This is a genomic window from Streptomyces sp. NPDC018964, assembly GCF_044390325.1.
In the GTDB taxonomy this organism is placed as follows: domain Bacteria; phylum Actinomycetota; class Actinomycetes; order Streptomycetales; family Streptomycetaceae; genus Streptomyces.
Window position 1 is genome coordinate 96,303 of sequence record NZ_JBIRYZ010000017.1, and the last position, 24,995, is coordinate 121,297.

At 69.4% G+C, this 24,995-nt stretch carries 16 protein-coding genes and 1 pseudogene; 8 read left to right on the forward strand and 9 right to left on the reverse strand.

The window, feature by feature from the left end:
• Positions 1–79: 79 nt before the first annotated feature.
• The 5 genes from ACH5AO_RS25750 to ngcE form a co-directional block, all read right to left on the reverse strand.
• Positions 80–1,180 carry a sugar ABC transporter substrate-binding protein gene (locus ACH5AO_RS25750; protein WP_398928573.1) on the reverse strand — a complete coding sequence of 367 codons (1,101 nt, stop codon included), beginning with the start codon at positions 1,178–1,180 and terminating at the stop codon, positions 80–82.
• Positions 1,181–1,315: 135 nt separating this feature from the next.
• Complete coding sequence (locus ACH5AO_RS25755; RefSeq protein ID WP_398928575.1) at positions 1,316–2,527, reverse strand: ROK family protein; 1,212 nt, start codon at positions 2,525–2,527, stop codon at positions 1,316–1,318.
• Between the two features lie 207 nt (positions 2,528–2,734).
• Entirely contained in the window at positions 2,735–3,670 is a 936-nt protein-coding gene (locus ACH5AO_RS25760; protein WP_398928494.1) for a carbohydrate ABC transporter permease, read from the reverse strand.
• A 15-nt stretch (positions 3,671–3,685) separates the two neighbouring features.
• Positions 3,686–4,618, reverse strand: a complete 933-nt coding sequence (locus tag ACH5AO_RS25765; RefSeq protein ID WP_398928497.1) for a carbohydrate ABC transporter permease — start codon at positions 4,616–4,618, stop codon at positions 3,686–3,688.
• A 74-nt stretch (positions 4,619–4,692) separates the two neighbouring features.
• Entirely contained in the window at positions 4,693–6,198 is a 1,506-nt protein-coding gene (gene ngcE, locus ACH5AO_RS25770) for an N-acetylglucosamine/diacetylchitobiose ABC transporter substrate-binding protein (protein ID WP_398928499.1), read from the reverse strand.
• 375 nt (positions 6,199–6,573) lie between these two features.
• Here ngcE and ACH5AO_RS25775 point away from each other — a divergent pair, with 375 nt between their 5' ends.
• Positions 6,574–10,377 carry a GH92 family glycosyl hydrolase gene (locus tag ACH5AO_RS25775; RefSeq protein WP_398928501.1) on the forward strand — a complete coding sequence of 1,268 codons (3,804 nt, stop codon included), beginning with the start codon at positions 6,574–6,576 and terminating at the stop codon, positions 10,375–10,377.
• A 132-nt stretch (positions 10,378–10,509) separates the two neighbouring features.
• Here the strand turns inward: ACH5AO_RS25775 and ACH5AO_RS25780 are convergent, their stop codons facing one another.
• Positions 10,510–11,604 (reverse strand): lytic polysaccharide monooxygenase, encoded by a 1,095-nt coding sequence (locus tag ACH5AO_RS25780; protein WP_398928503.1) that lies wholly within the window; start codon positions 11,602–11,604, stop codon positions 10,510–10,512.
• Between the two features lie 511 nt (positions 11,605–12,115).
• Positions 12,116–14,839, reverse strand: a complete 2,724-nt coding sequence (gene acnA, locus ACH5AO_RS25785) for an aconitate hydratase AcnA (protein WP_398928505.1) — start codon at positions 14,837–14,839, stop codon at positions 12,116–12,118.
• A gap of 297 nt (positions 14,840–15,136) precedes the next feature.
• Here acnA and ACH5AO_RS25790 point away from each other — a divergent pair, with 297 nt between their 5' ends.
• From ACH5AO_RS25790 to ACH5AO_RS25810, 5 genes are all read left to right on the forward strand, one after another.
• Positions 15,137–15,334 carry a DUF4236 domain-containing protein gene (locus tag ACH5AO_RS25790; RefSeq protein WP_398928508.1) on the forward strand — a complete coding sequence of 66 codons (198 nt, stop codon included), beginning with the start codon at positions 15,137–15,139 and terminating at the stop codon, positions 15,332–15,334.
• A gap of 64 nt (positions 15,335–15,398) precedes the next feature.
• On the forward strand, positions 15,399–16,928 hold the full coding sequence (locus ACH5AO_RS25795; RefSeq protein WP_217129211.1) for a UDP-N-acetylglucosamine 1-carboxyvinyltransferase: 1,530 nt from the start codon (positions 15,399–15,401) through the stop codon (positions 16,926–16,928).
• 282 nt (positions 16,929–17,210) lie between these two features.
• Positions 17,211–17,591 carry a hypothetical protein gene (locus ACH5AO_RS25800; RefSeq protein ID WP_398928511.1) on the forward strand — a complete coding sequence of 127 codons (381 nt, stop codon included), beginning with the start codon at positions 17,211–17,213 and terminating at the stop codon, positions 17,589–17,591.
• Between the two features lie 5 nt (positions 17,592–17,596).
• On the forward strand, positions 17,597–18,265 hold the full coding sequence (locus tag ACH5AO_RS25805) for a nucleotidyl transferase AbiEii/AbiGii toxin family protein (RefSeq protein ID WP_398928514.1): 669 nt from the start codon (positions 17,597–17,599) through the stop codon (positions 18,263–18,265).
• Positions 18,266–19,065: 800 nt separating this feature from the next.
• Complete coding sequence (locus ACH5AO_RS25810) at positions 19,066–19,893, forward strand: glycoside hydrolase domain-containing protein (RefSeq protein ID WP_398928516.1); 828 nt, start codon at positions 19,066–19,068, stop codon at positions 19,891–19,893.
• 141 nt (positions 19,894–20,034) lie between these two features.
• Here the strand turns inward: ACH5AO_RS25810 and ACH5AO_RS25815 are convergent.
• Positions 20,035–20,418 (reverse strand): annotated as a pseudogene (locus ACH5AO_RS25815) (transcriptional regulator); the annotation flags it as partial.
• Between the two features lie 208 nt (positions 20,419–20,626).
• Entirely contained in the window at positions 20,627–22,822 is a 2,196-nt protein-coding gene (locus tag ACH5AO_RS25820; protein ID WP_398928518.1) for an MMPL family transporter, read from the reverse strand.
• A 281-nt stretch (positions 22,823–23,103) separates the two neighbouring features.
• Between ACH5AO_RS25820 and ACH5AO_RS25825 the strand changes: the two genes are divergently transcribed.
• Both ACH5AO_RS25825 and ACH5AO_RS25830 read left to right on the forward strand, forming a co-directional pair.
• Positions 23,104–23,562: an SRPBCC family protein gene (locus tag ACH5AO_RS25825; RefSeq protein ID WP_398928520.1), complete on the forward strand. Its 459-nt coding sequence runs from the start codon at positions 23,104–23,106 to the stop codon at positions 23,560–23,562.
• 82 nt (positions 23,563–23,644) lie between these two features.
• The gene (locus ACH5AO_RS25830; RefSeq protein WP_398928522.1) at positions 23,645–24,913 is read left to right on the forward strand and encodes an FAD-dependent oxidoreductase; all 1,269 of its coding nucleotides are present in this window, start codon (positions 23,645–23,647) and stop codon (positions 24,911–24,913) included.
• The last annotated feature ends 82 nt before the right edge of the window (positions 24,914–24,995 follow it).

A 24,995-nucleotide genomic window follows, 5' to 3' on the forward strand; every position in this document is an offset into this window, starting at 1 on the left:
CGGAGCGTGTGGCAGTCGGTCCCGTGCGGGGAGTTCCGGGTCGCGGACTCCCTGGACCGTCACGGGACGCGGGGACTGCTTACTTGAGGCCGATCTTGTCGCAGGCGGCCTTGTACTTGCCCGTGCAGATCTCCTGGACGGTGTAGATGCCGTCCTTGATCACGGTGTCGTTGATGTTCTCCTGGGTCAGCGACACGACCGGGACGAGCACGGAGGGGACACCCTTGGTGGTGGGGCTGTCGACCTTGTCCTTGGCGAGGGAGTCCAGCGACTTGCCCTGGGCCAGCAGCACGGCCATCTCCGCGGCCACGTCGGCCTCCTGCGGGTACGGCTTGTAGACGCTCATGTACTGCTCACCGGTGACGATGCGCTGCACACCCGCGAGTTCGGCGTCCTGGCCGGTGACCGGGATGTCGTCGATGCCGGCGGCCTTCAGGGCGGTGATGATGCCGCCCGCCATGCCGTCGTTGGCGGAGTAGACGCCGACGATCTTGTCCTTGCCGATGGCGGAAATGGCGCCCTCCATGTTGGAGTTGGCGTTCTCCGGCTTCCACTCCTTGGTGTCGTACTCGCGGCCGACCTTCACCTTGCCGTCGAGGACGGAGTGCGCGCCCTCCTTGAACATGGCGGCGTTCGGGTCGGTGGCGGAGCCGTTCATCATGACGATCTGGCCGTCCTTGGCCTTGTCGCCCAGCGCCTCGAGCAGGGCCTCGCCCTGGGTCTTGCCGACGGTCACGTTGTCGAACGAGGTGTAGGCGTCGATCGGGCCCTCGGCGAGGCGGTCGTAGGCGACGACCGGGATGCCCTGGTCCTTGGCCTTCTTCACCGAGCCGGCGATGGCCTTGGAGTCCACCGCGTCCACGATGAGCACGTCCACCTTGTTGGTGATCATCGTGTCGACCTGCTGGTTCTGCAGGCTGGCGTCCTGCTTGGCGTTGGCGTAGACGACCTCGCCCTTGTTGTTCGTGAGCTCCTTGACCTTCTTCTCGATCAAGGGCTTGTCGAACTTCTCGTACCGCGCGGTCTGGTTCTCCGGCAGGAGCAGACCGACCTTGATGTCATCGCCCTTGGCGGCGGAGTCGCCGGAGTCCTTCTTGTCACCGGACTCGGCGGCGCTGCCACAGGCGGCCAGCGAGACGGCCATCGCACCGGCGGCGATGGCAACGGCGGCACGACGCATACGCGTGTTCACTTCTACAAAACCTCCCTGACGAGGCCGCGTCGTTGCGGCCGAGGTGGCTGGAAGTCAACTCGGCCACACGTGCGACGTCAAGAAGTAAATCCTTAACGAGATGGCAACGGTGCCATCCGTTCTCTAAGTGAAGGCAGGGGTCGCCGCGGTGAGCGACCCGGTCGCCGTGCCGTCCAAAAGGGTCGAATCGCCCATCTCGCTCAGTGCGAGGGCGAGCGCTCCGAGCACCTCGGCACGGCCTCCAAGTGCCCCGGGGAGAACGGACAGTTGACGTGCCGCGCTGGGGATCGCATAGCGGCCGACGGACTCCCGGATCGGCCCGAGCACGAGTTCGCCGGCCTCGGCGAGATCACCACCGAGGACCACCCGGCTCGGGTTCAGCAGGTTGCAGAGATTGGCGACTCCACTGCCGATGTGGCGGCCGACGTCGGCGATCACCCGACGGCAGCCAGGGTCCCCGTCCCGCGCCAGCCGTACGACGCCCTCCATGGTGAGATCGGTGCCGTGACTGGGCTGGAGCAGCGGGAGCACGTAGCGCGCGGCCGTGAAGGTCTCCAGGCAGCCGCGGTTGCCGCAGCGGCAGACGGGACCGGATTCATCGAGTGTAATATGTCCGATTTCGCCTGCGGTGCCGCCCTGACCGCGGTAGATCTTCCCGCTGATCACCAGACCGGCGCCGACACCGCTGGCCACCTTGATGTACGCCAGGTCGCGCACGCCCCGGCCGCTGCCCCAGACCATCTCGCCGAGCGCGCCGAGGTTGGCGTCGTTGTCCACGTGCACCGGCACGCCGAGCCGCCCCCGCAGCTCCTCGGCGGGCCTGGCGCCGGTCCAGCCGGGCAGGATCGCGGTCGAGCCCAGGGTCCCGGACTCCACGTCGATCGGCCCCGGTACGCCGAGGCCCACGCCCGCCACCTTGGACGGATCCACTCCGGTCGCCTCGATCAGCCGCTTGACCAGCTGTTCCGCCCGGTCGAGGCCCTGTGCCGAGGAGGCGTCCACGTCCAGCGGCTCGGACTCCTCGGCCAGCACCTGATGGGCGAGGTTCCCGACCGCGACCCGCAGATGGGTGTGCCCGAAGTCGACCCCGACGACGATCCCGGCGTCCCCGCTCAGCGAGACGCTGCGCGCCCGGCGCCCGCCCGCCGAGGTGGGCGTGACCTCGACGGTTCCCCGGTCCTTCAGTTCCCGGACGATGTTGGAGACCGTGGCCGCGGACAGACCGGTCGTCCTCGCGATCTCGGCCTGGGTGAGGGAACCCGCAAGACGTACTGCTCGGACGACCCGCTCCAGGTTGGCTCGGTGCAGCGACGACTGCGACCCCGGAGTCTCCACGACGACCTCCTGCGCGCGGGGCCGCTTCGGCGGGGCCCCGTTCATGTCCAACTAGTGAACTCTAAGCTGAGCCGTTCGGGTCGCCTCCCGTCAAGAGGTTGAACCGTTTCCGGGTGTACGGGCACACACGCACACGCCGCTCCCTGGGGCGGGAGCGGCGTGTGCTCGGGGGGTTCCGGTGCGTCACTTCAAGGCGGTACCGCTGGTCTACTTCAAGGTGGCGGAGGTGAGCCCGGCCTGCACCTGGCGCTGGAAGGACAGGTAGACCACCAGCATGGGCACCATGGCGATCGTCACGCCCGCGAAGAGCACCGGGAGGTCCGAGGCGTACCCCTGCTGCTGCTGGAGCTGGATGAGCCCCTGGGTCAGCACATAGCGTTCCGGATCGTCGCCGCTCTGCGGCTGCATCAGCACCGTCGGCAGGATGTACTGGTTCCACTGGCCCAGCGTGTTGAAGATGCCGACGCTCAGCAGACCGGGCTTGGCCATGGGCAGCATCACCTGGAAGAAGGTCCGGGTGTGCGAGGCGCCGTCCAGGATCGCCGCCTCGAAGACCGCCGTGGGCAGGGTCCGGAAGAAGGCGTGCATGAAGAACACGGTGAACGGCAGCGAGTAGGCCACGTACACCAGGGCCAGGCCGTGGTAGGTGTTCAGCATGTCGAGCCGTTTGACCATGAAGAACAGCGGCACCAGGGCCAGGAAGACGGGGAACATCGCGCCGGCGACGAAGAAGTAGTACAGCAGGCGGTTGCCCCGGAACTCGTAACGGGCCAGCACGTAGGCCGCCATGGAGCCGAACAGCATCGTCAGCGGTACGGACATGACGAGGACGATGACGGTGCTGGTGAAGTAGTCGCCGAGGCCCTTCTCCCAGGCGCGGGAGAACACGCCCGGGTCCCAGTTCCGCGGCCAGCCGAAGGCGGAGCCGCCGATCTGCGTGTCGGTCTTGAAGGAGCTGAGCACCAGCCACAGCAGCGGCAGCACGATCAGCACCGCCCACAGGGCGAGGAAGCCGTGCGAGAAGACGTTCAGCACGACGCCTTCGCCGCGCCGGTCGCCGGGGCGGACGGTGCCCTTGGTCACCGGCGGCAGGTGCGGGGTGGGGCCCTGGGTGGGGGCGGTTTCCTCGAGGGGTGCGCTCATCGTCGTTCCTCCGCCTCAGAACTCGATGCGCTCGCGACGGGTGGCGCGCAGCATGACCACGGACACGATCAGGGTGAGGAGCAGCATGACCACGCCCATGGCGCAGGCGTAGCCGCTGCGGCCGTACACGAGGAAGTTCCGCATCATCACGGTCGACATGACCTCGCTGGCGTGGTCGGGGCCGCCGCCGTAGCCCCGGCCGGAGGTCATGGTGGAGACCAGGATGAACATGTCCATCGCCGCGATGCCGAGGTAGACCCAGGCGGTCTGCACGGAGTCCCACAGCAGCGGCAGCGTGATGCGGAAGAAGGACTGGGCGCGGCCGGCGCCGTCGATCAGCGCGGCCTCGTAGACGTCCCTCGGAATGGACTGCATGGCGGCGGAGAACAGCACGAGATAGAAGCCGACGCCGTGCCAGACGACCACCGCGATGAGTGCCCAGAGCACGATGTCGGGCTCGTTGAGCCATTCCACCGGATTGTTCCTGTCGACGAGCCCGAGTTCGATCAGGACGCCGTTGAGCATTCCGCCGCCGTCGCTGCGGTACACCGCTCCGAAGAGCACCGCCATGATGGCCAGGGAAAGCACTTGCGGGAAGAAATAAATGACCCGGTAGTACTTGGATCCGGCGACTCCCGAGACCCCTCCGGAACGTCCGCGTCCGCCCGCGTTGAGCATGAAGGCGAAGAACAGCGCGAGCAGGATGGTGATCACCGGGATGAACACCAGGAACAGGATGTTGTGCCAGATGGCCCCCATGAAGATGTCGTCCTTGAACAACGCCGTGTAGTTGTCGAGGCCGACGAAGCCGAAGGTCTGCGACTGGCCCTTCCAGTCGGTCAGTGAATAACCGAACGTCTGGATGTACGGCCAGATCACGAAGATCAGATAGAGCGCCACGGGAAAGAGGAGAAATCCCGCGACGAACCGGTGCTGTCCTTTGCGCATGGCGTTCCTGCCCCTGGGTGTGCCGCTGCGGGCCGGGGGTCGCCCCGGCCTGGAACGCGACCGGACGAGCGGACTCAGTCGCGGTGGTTCTTCTTCGATTCCGGGTCCTCGGCCTGCTTGTCGACCGCGGCCTGGGCCCGCTTCAGCCACTCCTTGGGCTGGATGCGCTTGGCCATCAGCTCGTTGGAGGCGTTCTCGATGGCGGAGTTCATCTCGCTGTACCACTCGGTGTACAGGTAGCGGAAGGTGTTGTCACCGGCCGCCTTGGACGCCTCGACGGTGGACTGGGTGCCCGGCCGGAGCCGGACGTTCGGGTCGACGCCGTCCTTGAGGATGGTCAGCGAGTTCGCCTCCTTGGCGAACAGCGTCGACCACTCCTTGGAGAGCATCATCCGCATGAACTCCTTGGCCGCGGGAAGGTTGCCGGCCTTGGAGGGGATGATGAAGGGCTCGCCGGAGCCGGCCCGGATCGCCTCGAACGGCAGCGCGCTGTCCGGCAGCAGCGGCATCGGCAGGAACTTCATGTCGAAGTCCGCCGGCGTCGTCCTGAGCTGCTCGTTCTCGAGCCAGGAACCGCTGGTGATGAAGGCGGCCTTGTACTGGTTCCAGCGCGTCTGCGACTCGGTGTGGGTCAGGCCGTTCGTACCGGGCATCAAATAGCCCTTCTCGACGACCTCGTAGACGGCCTCGATGGCCTCGGCGGCGGCGTCGGAGCCGGTGAACGCCTTGGGGTCGAGGTTGTCGATCGCCTTCATGGCGTCCAGGCCGCCCTTCTTGGCGATCAGGTCCATGATGGCGACGTTGATGTAGTACGGGTACTTGCCCTGGTGGGCGAGGCCGCCGATGCCCTGGGCCTTTGCGTCCTTGCAGATCGCGAGGAAGTCGTCCCAGGTCCTGGGCGCCTCCCAGCCCTTCTCCTGGAAGAGCTTGCCGGAGTACCACAGACCCCACACCGTGTAGATGTAGTTGAGGGCGACGACCTTGCCCTCCTGCATGCCGGCGTCGAGCGTGCCGGGGATGAGGGTGTCGCGGACCTTCTTGCCCGGGTCGTCGACCGAGGGGGCGTCCAGCACTTCGGCGAGGTCGAGGAGCTGGTCGTTCTTGGCGAGCACGTCGATCGGGATCTGCTGGTTGCCGGAGTCGTCCACGATGTCCGGCGGATTCCCGGCGTTGAACCGGGGCTGGAGCTTGCCCGTGATCTCCTGGGTGCCGGTGTGGACGGAGGTGACGCCCCACTTCTTCTTGAACGCGGCCTCCCACGCCTTGGCGTAGTCGTCGCCGTAACCGCCCTTGAAGATGACGACGTCGAGTTTGCTGCCTTCCTTGACGCCGAACGGGTTGGACTCGGAGGTCTCGCCCTCGTTCTCACCGGAGTTGTCACTTCCGCCGCCGCTGGCGCACGCGGACAGGAAGCTCATCGCCGGTACGGAAATCAGGCCGAGTGCGGCGGACCGTTTGATCAGCGCGCGACGCCCCACGCCGGTCGTGGCGTTGTCGCCGGTGCCCCGACTCCCGGTGCAACCGGTGCCTTTACTCCCTGCGGTACCGGTGCCGTCGTTCTCTGCGGACGTGGATCCCATGCTCAAGTCCTCGCCTTCTCCAGGACTCAGGCGGTGAACCGGATCCTCCCCGGCACCGCGTTCGGGTCAAGCTGGGTCGTGCAGGAAGTGCGGCCGTACAGGATCGGGTGCGGTGAAGACGCCCCGGAGTGCCGACAGGTATAGTCCACTTCCCGCCGACGGAGCAAGATCGAATGCAAGGTTCGCCTCCGGTCTTTTCCGAGTTGATACCTCGCGGAAATATCGGCCTCCGGCGCGCTCCCCAAACGGATAAATCGTTGCCGTTGGACTGGAATGCGACATTCAACCCCCTTGACACCACCGGCGACTTGACGCACTACTAGACCTTGCGCATCAAGTTGACAACGTTGTCCTGCGCAGGGAGGGTACTCACGCATGCACAGCAGGGTTCGGCACAGATGGGGGACGGCGGTCGTCGCGGCGACCGCCTTCGCTTTGGCCGCGGGCTCACAGGGCGTCGCCGTGGCGCTGCCCCAGGCACCGCAGAAGGCGGACCGTGAGTTCGCGTCGTCGTTCGAGTCCGGGGATCCCGCCCCGGACTGGCTGAACACCGTCGACACCACGCGGGGCGGCGAGAAGCGCGCCTCGGGCGTGGACGGCGGTTACAGTTCCGGCATTCCGGGCAATGTCACCGACCACGTCACGGACGTCCGCGCCAGCGCGGAGAACACCGGCGGCGGGGAGGTGAAGGAGAACCTCGTCGACGGCGAGCCGAGCAGCAAGTGGCTGGCGTTCGAGTCGACGGGCTGGGTGGAGTTCGACCTGGACGCGCCCGTGAAGGCGGTCCGTTACGCGCTCACCTCCGCCAACGACGCCGCCGAACGGGACCCGCGGGACTGGACCCTCAAGGGCTCCACCGACGGCGAGGACTGGAAGACCCTCGACACCCGCTCGGGCGAGACGTTCGCGGAGCGCTTCCAGACCAAGCTCTACGACATCGACGCCTCCGCCGTCGCCGAGTACCGGCACTTCCGGCTGGAGATCACCAAGAACGGCAGCGGCAACATAGTCCAGCTCGCCGACGTCCAGTTCTCCACCGGCGACGACGAGGCGCCGATACCGCAGGACATGCTCTCGCTGGTCGACCGGGGCCCCACCGGCTCGCCGACGGCCAAGGCGGGCGCCGGGTTCACCGGGAAGCGCGCCCTGCGCTACGCCGGCCGGCACACCGCCGACGGGCGGGCGTACTCGTACAACAAGGTGTTCGACGTCAACACGAAGGTCGAGCGGAACACCGAACTGTCGTACCGCATCTTCCCGTCGATGGCGGACGGCGACCTCGACTACGACTCCACCAACGTCTCCGTCGACCTCGCCTTCACCGACGGCACCTACCTGAGCGACCTGCACGCCACCGACCAGCACGGCTTCCCGCTCACCCCGCGGGGGCAGGGCGCGTCGAAGATCCTCTACGTCAACCAGTGGAACAACGTGGTCTCCCAGATCGGCTCGGTGGCCGCCGGCAAGACCGTCGACCGGATCCTGGTGGCGTACGACTCCCCCAAGGGCGAGACCAAGTTCCGCGGCTGGCTGGACGACGTGGCGCTGAAGCAGGTCAGGCCCGAGCGGCCGAAGGCCCACCTCTCCGACTACGCGGTGACGACCCGGGGCACCAACTCCAGCGGCGGCTTCTCGCGCGGCAACAACTTCCCCGCGACGGCCGTGCCGCACGGCTTCAACTTCTGGACCCCGGTCACCAACGCCGGTTCGCTGAGCTGGCTGTACGACTACGCGCGCGGCAACAACGCGGACAACCTGCCGACGCTCCAGGCGTTCAGCGCGAGCCACGAGCCGAGCCCGTGGATGGGCGACCGGCAGACCTTCCAGGTGATGCCGTCGGCCGCCTCCGGCACCCCGGATCTGGGCCGTGAGGAGCGCGAGCTGGCGTTCCGGCACGAGAACGAGACCGCCCGGCCGTACTACTACGGGGTGCGGTTCGAGAACGGCCTGAAGGCCGAGATGGCGCCGACCGACCACGCGGCGGCGATGCGCTTCACCTTCCCCGGCGACGACGCGAGCGTGCTCTTCGACAACGTCACCGACCAGGCCGGCCTGACCCTCGACGAGGAGAACGGCACCTTCACCGGCTACTCGGACGTCAAGTCCGGGCTGTCGACGGGCGCGACCCGGCTGTTCGTCTACGGCGAGTTCGACAAGAAGGTCACCGAGGGCGACGCCAGCGGTGTCAAGGGCTACCTGCGCTTCGACGCGGGCAAGGACCGCACGGTCACCCTGCGCCTGGCCACCTCGCTGATCAGCGTCGACCAGGCGAAGGACAACCTGCGCCAGGAGATCGGCAAGCACGCCTCCTTCGACAAGGTCAAGCGCGACGCCCGGAAGCAGTGGGACAGGATCCTCGGCAAGGTCGAGGTCGAGGGCGCCACGCCGGACCAGCTGACCACGCTCTACTCCAGCCTCTACCGGCTGTACCTGTACCCGAACGCGGGCCACGAGAAGGTCGACGGAAAGTACCGGTACGCCTCCCCGTTCTCGAAGATGGAGAAGGCCGACACCCCGACGCACACCGGCGCGAAGATCGTCGACGGCAAGGTGTACGTCAACAACGGCTTCTGGGACACCTACCGGACCACCTGGCCCGCGTACTCCTTCCTGACCCCGTCCAAGGCCGGTGAGCTGGTCGACGGGTTCGTGCAGCACTACAAGGACGGCGGCTGGACCTCCCGCTGGTCCTCCCCCGGCTACGCCGACCTGATGACCGGCACCTCCTCGGACGTCGCGTTCGCCGACGCGTACGTCAAGGGCGTCGACTTCGACGCGGAGGCCGCGTACGACGCGGCGGTGAAGAACGCCACCGTCGTACCGCCGTCCTCCGGTGTGGGCCGCAAGGGCATGGCCACCTCGCCGTTCCTCGGCTACACCAGCACCGACACCCACGAGGGCCTGTCGTGGGCGCTGGAGGGCTACCTCAACGACTACGGCATCGCCAAGATGGGCGAGGCGCTCTACAAGAAGACCGGCGAGAAGCGCTACAAGGAGGAGTCGGCGTACTTCCTCAACCGCGCCCAGGACTACGTCAACATGTTCGACCCCGAGGCCGGCTTCTTCCAGGGCAGGAACGCCAAGGGTGACTGGCGGGTCGAGTCCTCGAAGTACGACCCGCGCGTGTGGGGCCACGACTACACCGAGACCAACGGCTGGGGCTACGCCTTCACCGCCCCGCAGGACAGCCGCGGCCTGGCCAACCTGTACGGCGGCCGGGACGGCCTCGGCGACAAGCTGGACGAGTACCTCTCCACCCCCGAGACGGCCTCCGCGGAGTTCGTCGGCTCCTACGGCGGTGTCATCCACGAGATGACCGAGGCGCGGGACGTCCGGATGGGCATGTACGGCCACTCCAACCAGGTCGCCCACCACGCCCTGTACATGTACGACGCGGCCGGGCAGCCCTGGAAGACCCAGAAGAACGTGCGCGAGGTGCTGTCCCGCCTCTACACCGGCAGCGAGATCGGCCAGGGCTACCACGGCGACGAGGACAACGGCGAGCAGTCGGCCTGGTACCTCTTCTCCTCGCTCGGCTTCTACCCGCTGGTCATGGGCAGCGGCGAGTACGCCATCGGCTCCCCGCTGTTCAAGAAGGTCACCGTGCACCTGGAGAACGGCCGCGAACTGGTCGTCAAGGCGCCGAGGAACAGCGCGAAGAACGTCTACGTGCAGGGCCTGAAGGTCAACGGCAAGCGCTGGAACTCCACTTCGCTGCCGCACTCGGTGATCTCGAAGGGCGGGGTCCTGGAGTTCGACATGGGCTCGCGTCCGTCGTCGTGGGGCACGGGCAAGAACGCGGCGCCCGTGTCGATCACGCAGGACGACGAGGTGCCCACGCCCCGCAAGGACGCGCTGAAGGGCGAGGGCGCCCTGTTCGACGACACGTCGGCGACCGGCGCCACGGTCTCCACCGTGGAGCTGCCCGTTACCGGGGACACCGAGGCGGTGCAGTACACGCTGACCTCCTCGGACCGCGCCAAGGCGCCCACGGGCTGGGTGCTGCAGGGCTCGGCCGACGGCGAGAAGTGGACCGACCTCGACGAGCGGACGGACGAATCCTTCCGCTGGGACCGCCAGACCCGCGCCTTCTCGGTCGACGAGCCGAAGGCCTACGGCCACTACCGGCTGGTGCTGACCGGTGAGGCGACGCTGGCGGAGGTGGAACTGCTGAGCTGAGCCGAACCGCGCTCACACGGCGGGTCCGGACCTCGGTCCGGGCCCGCCTTTTCCATGGCTTCCCCAGGCCAAGGGACGTGTGGGCGGCACCGATGACGACCGGACACGCCATCGGGGCCGCCCACGGGGCGGTCAGCCGACCCGGCAGGGCAGGGTCGTCGTGCTGTCACCGCCCGGTCCTGAGACCACGTAGCCGAACGTCGTGCTCTCCCCCGGATCGAGGGAGCCGTTGTAGCCGGCGTTGTGGACCATCACGTCCTGGCCGTCGTAGGTGGCGTCGCCGCCCCACAGGCTGTCGACGCGCTGGCCGTCCGGGAGGGTCCAGTCGACCATCCAGCCGAGCATCGGCACGTCACCGCTGTTGGTGACGGTCACCTCGGACTGGTGGCCGCCGTTCCAGCTGCCCGTGGTGCTGCGGGTGGCGGTGCACTCCCCCGGGACGGGGTCGGGGTCGGTCGGGTCGCCGGGGTCCTTGACGCCGGTCACCTCGCCGTTGCCGCCGTCGAAGACGACGTCGGAGCAGGAGTAGAAGGTCTCCTGGCTGTCCGAGCGCTGCCACACCATGTAGACGATGTGGCGGCCGGACTTGCCCTCCGGGAGCTGTCCGCTCCAGCGGTAGTCGGCCTCGACGGTGCCCGGGGAGCCGTTGAGCGGCGGGTGGTCGACGGTGAGGAAGGGCTGCTCCTCCATGTCGGCCCAGGTGAGGGTCCGGGTCGGGTCGAAGCCGTCCCTGGTGATGTAGACGTGGAACCACCCCGGGTGGGCGGCCCAGGCGTTGTAGGAGAAGTCGACGGTCGCGCCGGCCGTGAGATGGGTGAGCGGCCAGTCGGCGCTGGGGGTGTCGAAGCCGGTGAAGTTGGTGTTCCCGCCGCTGCACAGCTCCCCGTCGGGCACGAAGCCGCGGGTGCGTCCGGCGCCGTCGGAGCGCAGGACGGAGAACCAGTTGTAGAAGGGGGTGGTGCCGCTGACCTGCGCGGCGGTCTTGCAGGCCGGGTTGACCGGTTTGATCTCGCCGGTGTCGGTCAACGCGTCCTGCCAGCACAGGAAGGTGCGGCTGCCGGGCTTCATGGGGGTGCCGTGGGCTTCGGCCTCACCGCCCGCCGTCACGACCAGGCCGATGGCCGGGACGGTGGCGAGCAGGGAGACCAGGACGAGGAAGAGGGCTCGGGTGCGGGTGGAGAGCGATGATCGGGAAGCCGCTTCACTCTCCGGTCTTGTTGTGATCATGACACACCTGTCCGCGGCTGTGGGATTGACGGATCATGCAGGGGTGCGTGGAGGGGGCGGGGTGGGAGCGTCCCGGCGGCGGGTTCCGGTCCGCCGAAGTGTGGGAGCGCTCCCACCTCGCCCGTGGGGGGGACCGTAGCGCGGAGCGGCGCGCTTGTAAACGGTCGCCACGCGGGCGAGTTGTGCCGGGTCGGCCGGCGGCGTCGGTCAGCCGCGCGAACTCGTCGCCCGCCGGCCCTCCTTCGAGGACCCGGACCACGTCCACCGGCCCCGTTCCCCGCCCGGAACACCGGGCGCGGCCCGCACGGCGGCGTCGGGTTCTTCCCGGTCGCCGTCCCGACCGCCGGCCAGGACACGGCGCACGCGTTCCGTACGGCCCGCCGTCACCCCCCGTCGTCCGGCGGGACGTCGGCGCACGACGACGACGGCAACGGCGGCGAGGGCGGCGGCGACGGCGAGGGCCGTACCCCCGTCACCGGGGGTACGGCCCTCGACTGCCCTGCCGTACCGCTTACTTGCGGATCAGGCTGCGCAGCACGTACTGCAGGATGCCGCCGTTGCGGTAGTAGTCGGCCTCACCGGGGGTGTCGATGCGGACGACCGCGTCGAACTCGACGCCGGTGTCGGTGGTGACCTTCACCGTGCGCGGGGTGGTGCCGTCGTTGAGCTCGGTGACACCGGTGACGGAGAAGGTCTCCTCGCCGGTCAGGCCGAGGGACTCGGCGGTGTGGCCCTCGGGGAACTGCAGCGGCAGGACGCCCATGCCGATGAGGTTCGAGCGGTGGATGCGCTCGTAGGACTCGGCGATGACGGCCTTGACGCCGAGCAGCGCGGTGCCCTTGGCGGCCCAGTCGCGGGACGAGCCGGAGCCGTACTCCTTGCCGGCCAGGACGACGAGCGGGATGCCCTGCTCGATGTAGTTGCGGGAGGCGTCGTAGATGAACGACACCGGACCGCCGTCCTGGGTGAAGTCGCGGGTGTAGCCGCCCTCGGTGCCCGGCGCGATCTGGTTGCGCAGGCGGATGTTGGCGAACGTGCCGCGGATCATGACCTCGTGGTTGCCGCGGCGCGAGCCGTAGCTGTTGAAGTCGCGGCGCTCGATGCCGTGCTCCGTGAGGTACTTGCCGGCCGGGGTGTCGGCCTTGATGGCGCCGGCCGGGGAGATGTGGTCGGTGGTGACCGAGTCGCCCAGCTTGGCCAGCACGCGGGCGCCGGAGATGTCCTCGACCGGGGCCGGCTCCATGCCCATGCCCTCGAAGTACGGGGGCTTGCGGACGTAGGTGGACTCGGCGTCCCACTCGAAGGTGTCGCCGGTGGGGATGGGCAGCGCCTGCCACTGGGCGTCACCGGCGAAGACGTCGGCGTAGGACTTGGAGAACATGTCCTCGCCGATGGCGTTGGCGACGACGTCGTTGACCTCGGCCTCGGAGGGCCAGATGTCCTTCAGGAAGACCGGGTTGTTGTCCTGGTCGTACCCGAGGGCCTCGCGGGTGATGTCCACCGTCATGGAACCGGCGATCGCGTAGGCGACGACCAGCGGCGGGGAGGCCAGGTAGTTCATCTTGACGTCGGGGTTGATCCGGCCCTCGAAGTTGCGGTTGCCGGAGAGCACCGAGGTGACGGCGAGGTCGTGCTCGTTGACCGCCTGGGAGACCTCCTCCGGCAGCGGGCCGGAGTTGCCGATGCAGGTGGTGCAGCCGTAGCCGACGAGGTTGAAGCCGACCTTGTCGAGGTACGGGGTCAGGCCCGCCTTCTCGAAGTAGTCGGTGACGACCTTGGAGCCCGGGGCGAGGGTGGTCTTGACCCACGGCTTGCGGGTCAGGCCCTTCTCCACCGCCTTCTTGGCCACCAGGGCGGCGGCGACCATGACGTACGGGTTGGAGGTGTTGGTGCAGGAGGTGATGGCCGCGACCGTCACCGCGCCGTGGTCGAGCGTGTAGGTCGTGCCGTCGGGGGCGGTGACCTCGACCGGGTGGGAGGGGGCGCCGTTGGAGATGGCCGGGGCGTCGGAGGCCGGGAAGGACTCCTTGCTCGCCTCGTCGACGTCGCCGCCGTCCTTGACGTAGTTGCGCACGTCCTGGGCGAACTGGGCCTTGGCGTCGGCGAGGACGATGCGGTCCTGCGGGCGCTTCGGGCCGGCGATGGAGGGCACGACGGTGGACAGGTCCAGCTCGAGCTTCTCGGAGAAGTCCGGCTCGGCCTGCGGGTCCAGCCAGAGGCCCTGCTCCTTGGCGTACGCCTCGACGAGGGCGACCTGCTGGTCGCTGCGGCCGGTCAGGCGCATGTAGTTCAGCGTCTCGTCGTCGATCGGGAAGATCGCGGCGGTGGAGCCGAACTCCGGCGACATGTTGCCGATGGTGGCGCGGTTGGCGAGGCTCGTGGCCGCCACGCCCTCGCCGTAGAACTCGACGAACTTGCCGACGACGCCGTGCTTGCGCAGCATCTCGGTGATGGTGAGCACGAGGTCGGTGGCGGTGGTGCCGGGCTTGAGCTCGCCGGTGAGCTTGAAGCCGACGACGCGCGGGATCAGCATGGAGACCGGCTGGCCGAGCATGGCGGCCTCGGCCTCGATGCCGCCGACGCCCCAGCCGAGCACGCCGAGGCCGTTGACCATGGTGGTGTGCGAGTCGGTGCCGACGAGCGTGTCCGGGTAGGCCTTGCCGTCGCGGACCATTACCACGCGGGCCAGGTGCTCGATGTTCACCTGGTGGACGATGCCGGTGCCGGGCGGGACGACCTTGAAGTCGTCGAAGGCGGTCTGGCCCCAGCGCAGGAACTGGTAGCGCTCGCGGTTGCGGCCGTACTCCAGGTCGACGTTCTGCTTGAAGGCGTCGTTGGTGCCGAACTTGTCGGCGATGACGGAGTGGTCGATGACCATCTCGGCCGGGGAGAGCGGGTTGATCTTGTTCGGGTCGCCGCCGAGCTCCTTGACGGCCTCGCGCATGGTGGCGAGGTCAACGACACAGGGCACGCCGGTGAAGTCCTGCATGATCACGCGGGCCGGCGTGAACTGGATCTCCTGCGACGGCTGGGCCTGGGAGTCCCAGCCGCCCAGGGCGCGGATGTGGTCGGCGGTGATGTTGGCGCCGTCCTCGGTGCGGAGCAGGTTCTCCAGCAGCACCTTCAGGCTGTAGGGAAGGCGCGCGGAGCCCTCGACCTTGTCCAGCCGGAAGATCTCGTACGACTCGTCGCCCACCTGCAGCGTGCTGCGGGCGTCGAAGCTGTTCGCCGACACGACAGTCTCCTTCATTGATGTGCGCGTACCACCGCATCCTGCCGCCACGCCGCCCTGGCCTATCCGCTGAGGTAAGGCTAAGTTAGGTATCCCTTACCAGGGTGGCGGCTGCGGTGCGCCTCGGCAGATATCTCGATGTCGAGATAACTCTAGTACACGAGGGCCGAATGGTCATGCCCGGACCCGGCACGCCGCACCCCACCCCCCGTCACCACACCGCCACCGCATGCCATCAGTGCGCCCGGACGGGGTAACCGACCGGAACGGAGTCGGTTCCGGACAGGAAGGAGTACAGGAATGCCGCTCACGTTTCGCAAGAGCTTTCGGATTCTTCCGGGGGTGCGGCTGAACATCAACAAGCGGTCGTGGTCCATCACCACCGGCGGCAAGAACGGGCCCCGGTACACCCGGAGCAGTACGGGACGTCGTACGACATCGATGGATTTGCCGGGACCTTTCGGATGGCGCCGGACCCGTCGCACCAGGGGACACTGACGTCACGTCACCCGAATGGACACCCCAGGAGGTGCCATCTCATATCTGAGATAACCTCATCCTCATGTCAGACGACTACCTCGTACGCATCGGCAAGCTCATCCGTGACGCCCGGCAGCACCGCGGGTGGACGCAGACACAGCTCGCCGAGGCGCTCAACACCAGCCAGAGCGCCGTCAATCGGATCGAGCGCGGCAACCAGAACATCAGTCTTGAGATGATCGCCCGGATCGGCGAGGCCCTGGACAGTGAGATCGTCTCCCTGGGCTACGCCGGTCCGATGCACCTGCGCGTGGTGGGCGGCCGCCGCCTCTCCGGCGCCATCGACGTGAAGACGAGCAAGAACGCGTGTGTGGCCCTGCTGTGCGCCTCGCTGCTCAACAAGGGCCGCACCGTGCTGCGCCGCGTCGCCCGCATCGAGGAGGTCTACCGCCTCCTGGAGGTGCTGAACTCCATCGGCGTGCGCACCCGCTGGATCAACGACGGCGTCGACCTGGAGATCGTGCCGCCGGCCGAGCTGGACCTGCCGGCCATCGACGCGGACGCCGCCCGCCGCACCCGCTCCATCATCATGTTCCTCGGCCCGCTGCTGCACCGCTTGGACCGCTTCATGCTGCCGTACGCCGGCGGCTGCGACCTCGGCACGCGCACCGTCGAGCCGCACATGATCGCGCTGCGCCGGTTCGGCCTGGACGTCGCCGCGACCGAGGGCCAGTACCACGCGGTGGTCGACCGTTCCGTCGCCCCCGACCGCCCGATCGTGCTGACCGAGCGCGGGGACACCGTCACCGAGAACGCGCTGCTGGCCGCCGCGCGCCACGACGGCGCCACCGTCATCCGCAACGCGTCCTCCAACTACATGGTCCAGGACCTGTGCTTCTTCCTGGAGGCGCTGGGCGTCAAGGTCGACGGCATCGGCACCACCACGCTCACCGTGCACGGCGTGCCCACCATCGACGTCGACGTGGACTACTCCCCCTCCGAGGACCCGGTCGAGGCGATGAGCCTGGTGGCCGCGGCCGTGGTGACGGAGTCGGAGCTGACGGTCCGCCGGGTCCCCATCGAGTTCCTGGAGATCGAGCTGGCGGTCCTGGAGGAGATGGGCCTCGACCACGACCGCACACCGGAGTACTTCGCCGACAACGGCCGCACCCGGCTGGTGGACCTCACCGTCCGCCCCTCCAAGCTGGAGGCGCCGATCGACAAGATCCACCCGATGCCGTTCCCGGGCCTGAACATCGACAACGTCCCGTTCTTCGCGGCGATCGCGGCGACGGCCCAGGGCAAGACCCTCATCCACGACTGGGTCTACGACAACCGCGCCATCTACCTGACCGACCTCAACCGCCTCGGCGGCCGCCTCCAGTTGCTCGACCCGCACCGCGTCCTGGTCGAGGGCCCGACCCGCTGGCGCGCGGCCGAGATGATGTGCCCGCCGGCACTGCGCCCGGCCGTGGTGGTCCTGCTGGCGATGATGGCGGCGGAGGGCACGTCGGTCCTGCGCAACGTGTACGTCATCAACCGCGGCTACGAGGACCTGGCGGAGCGGCTGAACTCGATCGGGGCGCAGATCGAGATCTTCCGGGACATCTGAAAGGCTCCGGAAATGGCGCCGCCACACCCCTGCTGACCTGCGTAAAGGTGAAGCGGGAGAGGAAGTGGCGGCGCCTCTGGGACTTCTCCGGGACTTTCGACCGGTATCGAGGGCTTCCGGTCGCCGCGCTCTTGAACTGACGCGTCACCGGGTGCTCGGAGCGCCGAAGGGCGTCACGAGCGGCAGTCCCCTCGTCGGACGGAACGGACTGCCGCGGCCTGCTCTCCGCTCCCCCTGCTCGCACCTGCCCCTCACCCCCTCTCCAGCCGCCATAATGGACTCATGCATCACCCCGCACCCCCGCCGAGCGGCCTCTCGGACGCGGCCGCCGAGGACCTCGCGCTGTACCGGGAGAAGTTCCGGCGGCGTCTGCCCGAGTCGCTGGACGAGTTGCACGGTCCGACCCAGGGGATCGTGGATCTGCCGCTGCACGTGGCTTGGTCGGGGATGACGTCGTACGACATGAACAAGCCTCGTCAGCGCATGGGCCTGTACCGCACCGTCCTGCACGAGGGCCTGCGTGACGACCTGCCCCGGTATCTCGACCGGGACCTGCTCCTTCAGCTGTGGCCGGTCCTGCGCACCCTCGTCGGTCGCACCGTGCGCACCGTATGGGAAGACGCCTTCCCCCAGCTCGCCTCCCGCACCCGGGCTGTCGCGTGACGGACATGCCGGAGCTGCACGCTCGGCTCCTGGCGGATGTGATCACCCTCGGCTCGCCGTATCCCCTGGTCCTCACCGGCGGGTACGCCGTGCGAGCACACCACCTCGTCAACCGCCCCAGCCAGGACCTCGACGTCGCCACCGAGAACCCGGCGCCCATGGCCGACATCGCCGCCACGCTCCGCGCCGGCCTGGAGGCCCGCGGCTGGAAGGTGCACGCGCTGGAGACCGCCCCGCTGTCCGCCCGCTTCACCGTGACCGACCCGGCCACGGGGCAGGAATGCGAAGTCGACATCCTCAAGGAGATCTTCTGGCGGCCGGTCGCCCAGAGCCCGTACGGGCCCGTCCTCGCGGAGGAGGACGTGATCGGGACCAAGGTCCGCGCCCTCGCCGACCGCGGAGCGCCCCGCGACCTGATCGACGTGTTCGCGGCCTCACGCCGCTGGCCCAATGCCGAGCTCGAGGAGTTCGGCCGCCGCCACGCCCGCGGCCGCTTCGAGCACGAAGACCTGCGGGCGAACCTCACGGGCGCCGAGTGGACCGACGACGAGGCCTTCGCCGCCTATGGGCTCGATGACGCCACCATCACCGCGCTCCGTGCCTGGGCCTTGGAGTGGGCCGACGACCTCGCGGCCCGTCTCCTGGAAGAGCCCGATGATCCGGACACCGACTGATCGTGTCGGGACAGGACCCGCTTTTCGGTCACGGTCCGAGGTGCACGTACGCCGCCCATATCTCTACGGCTTCCGGTCGTTCGCGGCGACGTTCCCGCACCATTGCGCAGAGGGCGTGTGCCGCGTGGCGGGCTGTCGGGACAAGGGCCGCATGCCCGCGGGCGCTGGAGATTTCCAGCAGCTTTTCGTAGAAGCTGGTGGCGACGTGCCGGGCCCGGAGGCTGTTCGGCTGCCACTGTGCGGCGACGACGTGACGTACCTGGGCAGCACCCGAGAGCAGGCGGCCGAAGCCGCCCGGGTCGTCGTGGTGGCACGAAGCGGTGGCCCTGCTGGTCCCCGCCGTCATCTCCGGCTCGGTGGGGACATGGGCAGCGGGCTGGTTCGACGACGACCGTGATCGTTCCTCCGACGCCGCCGAACGACCCGTCGTGGAGACGCCCGTGAGCGGCAGGCCGAGGGGCGGTCACCGGTTCGGTCCCCCTGCCGACCGACCCCGACACCCACTGCGCCACCCGCTCGCAGGCCATGGGGTCCGTGGTGTGGATGCCCTGCGCACGCGTTACCGAGGACTCGGTCCGGTTCGGCGTCATGGCCAGGAGACCCCGGTCCCGGTGGACACCCTCCGCCTCCCACCAGCGGACGGGTCTTGGATAGGGTGCGGAGCGCTCCGACTGCCGGAGCTCCACCGCGCCGCCGGAGAAAGTACCGACTGCCGCGGTCACACCTCATGGTGTGCCACCGCGCGCAGACATTCCCGTGCACCACGTGCGTCCGCGGGCCGTGATCCGAATGAGGTGTCGATGTCCAGTCACAGGCTGTCCAAGAGAGGCCGTTACATCGCGTGGGCCACGACCGGCGTCGTCGTGGTCGCCGGTGTCGGGATCGCGGCGCAGACCTCCATGGCCGCCACGAGCTGGCCTGCGCAGAAAACGTACACGGGAAGGGCGTTCGACACCTGCACCGCGCCCTCGCTCGCCGCGATGAAGGCGTGGAAGACCGGCTTCTACGGCGCCGCGGCGGTGTACATCGGCGGCAAGAACCGCGGCTGCGCCCAGCCCAACCTCACCGCGTCCTGGGTGAAGTCGGTCAACGCCGTCGGCTGGAAGCTGATCCCGCTCTACGTCGGCGCCCAGCCGCCCTGCCAGACCAGCAGGAACCCGGAGAGGTTCACCGCGTCCACGGCGGCTTCCCTCGGGGCGAGCAACGCCAAGGACGCCGTCGCCAAGGCGACCGCCCTCGGCATGAAGCCCGGCAGCCCCATCTACCTCAACATGGAGTCGTACGACATCACGAACAAGGCGTGCAACGACGCCACACTGACGTACGTGCGCTCCTTCACCAAGACCCTGCGGGCGAAGACGTACCGCGCCGGCTACTACGGCTTCAGCAGCTCCAGCGCCAAGGCCATCGCCACCGCGAAGAACCGGACCGACCTGCCGGGCAACCTCTGGTACGCGCTGTGGGACAAGAAGAACACCACCACCGCCGACTGGCCCTGGGATCCCGAGCTGTACACCGACCACAGCCGCGCCCACCAGTACATGGTCAACAGCAAGGAGACCCGCGGCGGCCACACCATCACCGTCGACCGCAACGCCTGGGACGCCCCTGTGGCCCTGATCGGCTAAGGGGTCGTTCTTCCGTTCTCTCATCCCGGATACGGATGTGGCCCGGTCATGCCGGGTCACGCCGGGAGATGGTGGCTCCGCCGGTGAGGCGGCGGGCCATGGGGGCGGTCATGGCGAGGTGCATCATGGCTGGTGACGTCTTCAGTCGGCGGAATCCGTCAGGGTCTGGGTGCCGAGCACGGTCAGCAGGGTGAGGCGTTCGGCGTCCTCGGTACCGGGTTCGGCCGTGTAGATCATGATCCGAAGGTCGCTGCCCTCGACGGTGAGGATGTCGCAGTCCAGTGTCAGTGGCCCCGCGTGCGGGTGGTCGATGGTCTTGCGTGCGGCCTCATGGCGGCCGACGGCGCCGGCGTCCCACAGCGCGGCGAACCGGTCGCTGTGTGCGCGCAGTTGCGAGACGAGCCGCCGCAGCCGCCGGTCGGCGGGGTAACGGCCGGCCGCCGCACGCAGGTCGGCGACCAGCGCGGCCTCGAAGTCGCGCAGGGATCGAGGGGTGTGCCGGACCCGGGTGCCGGGGCCGAGCCTCCGGGCGGTCGGAGACGACCGGTCCGCCCGCCTCCGACCGCCCGGAGGTGTGGAAGTGGCGCAGGGCATGGCGACCGTACTCCGGGGGACGACGGGGACGGCACAGCCCCGGCCCGTGAGGGCCGGGGCGTGCGGCCGGCTCCGGCCGGTCGTCGCTCGGTCGTCGGTGGGGCCCGGTCGGCGGTCGGGGGCCGGGCGGGGCCTCGGGTCAGGGGGCGGGTGTCTTCGTCATCTCGGGGGCCGGGGCCGGGGTGTCCGGGGTGGGGGCCGGGGGTTCCATGCGGTCCAGGCGGAGGGTGCGGTGGAGGGCGCGCAGGGGGGAGGGGGCCCACCAGTTGGCCCTGCCGAGGAGGGCCATCAGGGACGGGACCAGCAGGGCACGGACGATCGTGGCGTCGATGAGGACCGCGAAGGCCGCTCCCAGGCCCAGCTCCTGGATGAAGACCAGGCGGGACAGGGCGAGCGCGCCCACCGGGACGCAGAAGAGCAGGGCGGCGGAGGTCACGATCGAGCCGGTGCGGGCCAGGCCGTGGGCCACCGCCGAACGGTCGTCCATGCCCTGGGCGCGGGCCTCCTTGATGCGGCTCAGCAGGAAGACGTTGTAGTCGGTGGAGAGGCCGAAGGCGATCGCGAAGACCAGGACGGGGGTCGTGGTCTCCAGGCCGCTCTGGGCGGCGAAGCCGAGGTTGCCGTCCTGGAACACCCACACCAGGAAGCCGAACGCGGCCCCGGTGGAGAGCAGGTTCATCACCAGGGCCTTCAGCGGCAGCACCACCGAGCCGGAGAAGGAGAAGAGCAGCAGCAGGGTGACCACGGCCAGGATGCCGCCGGCCAGGGGCAGGCTGTCGGCGATGCTCGCGCGCTGGGCCAGGAAGTCCGCCGTCGCGCCGGCGAACCGGGCGGGGTACGGCGCGGTCACGTCCTGTACGGCGTCGACGGCGTCCAGGGCCGGGTCGGCCAGGGGGTCGTCGGTGAGAACGGCGTCGATCCGCCAGTGGCGGTCGTCGAGCCGGGCGGGCGCGCCGACCGCGTCCACGCCCTCGACCTCGCCGACGCGCTCCGCGTAGTCGTCGAGCCGGGCCGGGTCCGGGGAGTCGCCGGTGTCGAGCACGATCTGCAGGGGGGAGGCGGACTGGACGTCGTAGTCCCGGCTGACGACGGCGGCCACCTGGCCGGCGCTGGTCTCCTCCGGCAGGGACGTCGCGTCCACACCGGTGAAGCGGACGCCCGCCAGCGGGGAGGCGATCACGAGGAGGACCGTCGTGGCGAGCAGGGCGAAGAGCGCCGGCCGGCGCATCACGGTCCGGGCGATGCGGTGCCAGCGGCCCTCGGCGGCCCGGGCGGAGTCGGCCGTGCGCTGCCGGCGGCGCGGGGCGAGGGAGTTGACGCGGTTGCCGAGGACGGCCAGGAAGGCGGGCAGTCCCAGGAGGGCGAACAGGGCCGCGGAGACGACGGTGATGACGCCCGCCAGGCCCATGGAGCGCAGGTAGGGCTGCGGGAAGGCGGTCAGGGAGGCCAGTGCGGCGGCCACGGTGAGGGCGCTGAAGAGCACGGTGCGGCCGGCGGTGGCGACCGTACGGCGCAGGGCGTGCGCGCCCGGCCCGTGCTCGGCGAGTTCGTCGCGGTAGCGGGAGACGATCAGCAGGCCGAAGTCGATGGACAGGCCGAGGCCGAGGGCGAAGGCCAGGCTCATCGCTCCGGCGGAGACGTTCATGAAGTCGGTGGCGACGCGCAGGCCCGCCATGGTGAGCAGCAGCGAGACGATGCCGCCGAGCAGCGGGACGAGGGCGGCCACCAGTCCTCGGAAGACCAGGAAGAGGAGGACGAGGATGACGGGCAGGCTGAGCAGTTCGGCCTGGGCGAGGTCCTCGTCGGAGACCTGGCCGACCTGGACGTGGCCGGGGGTCGCGCCGCCGAGCGAGGTGCGGTCGCGCAGGTCGGGGTCGTCCTCGATGGCCTGCTGGAGCTGCTCCTCGGCCGTCCTGCTCTCCTGGTCGGTCATGGCGCGGACGTCGGCGACGACCAGGGTGCTGCTGCCGTCGCGCGCGATCAGCGCGGAGCCGCCCTCGGAGGTGTAGTCGGTCACCCGCTCGACCTCGGGGCGGGAGCGCAGCAGTTCCGCGGCGGCGGTCACGGCCGCGGGCGGGGTGTCGCCCGCCTCGACCGGTTCGTCGGTCTCCACCAGCAGCAGATAGCCCTGCTGGGGGTCGATTCCCGTGGCGCGTCCGATGATCTCCCGGGCGGCGACGTTGCCGCCGCCCGGATCGTCGTAGTCGGACAGGCTGTTGGTGAGTTTCTCCGACACGGTGCCGCCGTACAGGGTGGCCAGGACGGTGACCAGGAGGGCCAGCAGGAGGACGGCGATCCGCCGCCGGTGCAGGGCCGAGCCCAGAGCGGAGAACATGGGATTCCTTCCTTCGAGCCCACGGGAGCGCGGCACGGACGAACCGGTTCCGCCAGCGTCGGGCATGGCACTGGAGTCTCGCTGGAGGACCCTGTGGCATCCCGCTCAAGCGCCGCTTGAGCGGGACGCGGGGCGGGCTGCGCCGGGCCGGGGCGGCCGGTAGCGTCCGCCTTCGGACGTCCCCGCCGCCGTCGGCCGGGACGGCATTCCGCGGCGGCCGCCGCGGTCCGTGTCCGATGGGGATCCGACGGGGATCCGATGGGATCCGATGGGGGCCTGCCATGCGCCGTATCTCGTCCGCCGTGCACATCGACGCGTCCGCCGACCGGGTGTGGGCGGTCCTCACCGACTTCGAGCGGTTCCACGAGTGGAACCCGTTCCTCGTCGAGGCCGCGGGCCGGGCGGTGCCGGGCGCCCGGCTCACCCTGCGGTTCCGGCTGCCCGACGGCGGACGGGAGGTGGTCTTCCGGCCGACCGTCCTGGAGAGCGTGCCGGGGCGGCTGCTGCGCTGGCGCGGCCGGTTCGGCGTGCCCGGGATCTTCGACGGGGTGCACAGCTTCGAGCTGACGGCGCGCGACGGCGGCACCCACGTGCTCCAGAGCGAGCGCTTCAGCGGGCTCCTGGTGCCGTTCTCCGGTTCGGTCATCACCCCGTCGGAGCGCGGGTTCCGCGGTCTCACCGACGCGCTGAAGGCCAGGGCCGAGTCGTCGGCCGGTGCTCCCGGGCCTCGGCGGCGCTGACGCGTCGCGGGCCTCTCCGCAAGGTGAGCTTTAGGGCGCGGTCGCACGATCGACCGACCATGACGTTCGCTGGAGAGGCAGCATGACGATGACAGCTGAGCTGACCGCACAGGTGTGCGTGGTCGGAGGGGGACCTGCCGGCCTCACGCTCGCCGTGGAGCTCGCCAAGCGTGGCGTGTCGGTGGTGGTACTGGAGCAGAGCGGACACTTCAACCGGTCCTTCCGCGGTGAGTCGGTGTCCCCGGACTCGGTCTGGCTGCTCGACCGGCTCGGGCTGCTGGACCGGCTCGACGGCGCCTACGCCCAGATGCACCACATGGAGATCGTCGACGCCGGCGCCACCGTGATGCGCACCGACTTCTCCGACTACCGCTACCCGCACCCCTATCCGGTGGAGCTGCCGCAGCCCGTGCTGCTGTCCGCGCTCGCCGACGTCGGCCGCGAGCACGCCGGTTTCACGCTGCGTCAGTCGGCCACCGCCGTGGGCCTGCTCAGGGAAGGGGGTGAGAACGGTCCGGTCACCGGGGTGCGCGCCCGCACCCCGGACGGGGAGATCACCGTGCGGGCGGCGCTGACCGTGGCGGCCGACGGGCGGTTCAGCAAGGTCCGCGAGATGTCCGGGCTGCCGTACGAGAAGCTGCCGCTGGACCGGGACGTGATCTGGCTGCGGCTGCCCTTCCCCGCCGAGTGGGACTACCACACGTACCGCATCCGCATCCTGGGCGGCGAGCACGGCCTGTTCATCCCCACCCACCCCGACAGCGTCCGGGTGGGCCTCAACATCCCCAAGGGCGGGCTGAAGGACCTGCGCGCCCAGGGGCTGGGCGCGCTGCACGAGCGGCTGGACCGGCTCGCCCCGGAGCTGTCGGAGACCGTGCGCAAGGAGGTGCGGTCCTGGTCGGACACCTCGATGCTGGACATCTTCACCACCGTGGTGCCGCGCTGGTACACGGCCGGCCTGGTGCTGATGGGTGACGCCGCGCACACCCTGACCCCGATCCTCGGCCAGGGCGTCAACCACGCCATCATCGACGCGGTCACCCTGGCGCCGCTGATCGACGAGGCGATGGCGGACGGCGGCGGCACACAGGCGCTGCTGCGCGCCGGGGAACGGTTCCAGCGTTCCCGCGTGGAGGCGGTGCGCCGCTCCCGCGCCCTGCAGCTGCGCCAGGAGCGGCTCTTCGCGCTGCACGGGCGGCTCGGGGGCGCCTTCCGCCGCTCCCTGTACCGGGTGGTGAACCGCAACCGGCGTCTTCAGCAGCGGGTGCTGGCCAGGGCGTACTTCCAGGTGCAGCAGCCGGGTCCGATCGTGGCGGAGCGGGTGGTGCGCCAGCCCGTGCGGCCCGTCTGACCTCCCCGGCGTCCCCTCGCGGGCGCGTCACGAAGGCCGTTGCCCGGACCCCTCGTCGGGGGTCCGGGCAACGGCCTTCACG

Excerpts from the sequence above, each read along its gene's own strand:
- ngcE (WP_398928499.1), bottom strand. The coding sequence starts at position 6,198 with ATGGGATCCACGTCCGCAGAGAACGACGGCACCGGTACCGCAGGGAGT.
- ACH5AO_RS25825 (WP_398928520.1), top strand. The coding sequence starts at position 23,104 with ATGCGCCGTATCTCGTCCGCCGTGCACATCGACGCGTCCGCCGACCGG.
- ACH5AO_RS25800 (WP_398928511.1), top strand. The coding sequence starts at position 17,211 with ATGCATCACCCCGCACCCCCGCCGAGCGGCCTCTCGGACGCGGCCGCC.
- ACH5AO_RS25790 (WP_398928508.1), top strand. The coding sequence starts at position 15,137 with ATGCCGCTCACGTTTCGCAAGAGCTTTCGGATTCTTCCGGGGGTGCGG.
- ACH5AO_RS25830 (WP_398928522.1), top strand. The coding sequence starts at position 23,645 with ATGACGATGACAGCTGAGCTGACCGCACAGGTGTGCGTGGTCGGAGGG.
- ACH5AO_RS25750 (WP_398928573.1), bottom strand. The coding sequence starts at position 1,180 with ATGCGTCGTGCCGCCGTTGCCATCGCCGCCGGTGCGATGGCCGTCTCG.
- ACH5AO_RS25765 (WP_398928497.1), bottom strand. The coding sequence starts at position 4,618 with ATGCGCAAAGGACAGCACCGGTTCGTCGCGGGATTTCTCCTCTTTCCC.
- ACH5AO_RS25780 (WP_398928503.1), bottom strand. The coding sequence starts at position 11,604 with ATGATCACAACAAGACCGGAGAGTGAAGCGGCTTCCCGATCATCGCTC.
- ACH5AO_RS25775 (WP_398928501.1), top strand. The coding sequence starts at position 6,574 with ATGCACAGCAGGGTTCGGCACAGATGGGGGACGGCGGTCGTCGCGGCG.
- ACH5AO_RS25795 (WP_217129211.1), top strand. The coding sequence starts at position 15,399 with ATGTCAGACGACTACCTCGTACGCATCGGCAAGCTCATCCGTGACGCC.
- ACH5AO_RS25820 (WP_398928518.1), bottom strand. The coding sequence starts at position 22,822 with ATGTTCTCCGCTCTGGGCTCGGCCCTGCACCGGCGGCGGATCGCCGTC.
- ACH5AO_RS25760 (WP_398928494.1), bottom strand. The coding sequence starts at position 3,670 with ATGAGCGCACCCCTCGAGGAAACCGCCCCCACCCAGGGCCCCACCCCG.
- ACH5AO_RS25805 (WP_398928514.1), top strand. The coding sequence starts at position 17,597 with ATGCCGGAGCTGCACGCTCGGCTCCTGGCGGATGTGATCACCCTCGGC.
- ACH5AO_RS25810 (WP_398928516.1), top strand. The coding sequence starts at position 19,066 with ATGTCCAGTCACAGGCTGTCCAAGAGAGGCCGTTACATCGCGTGGGCC.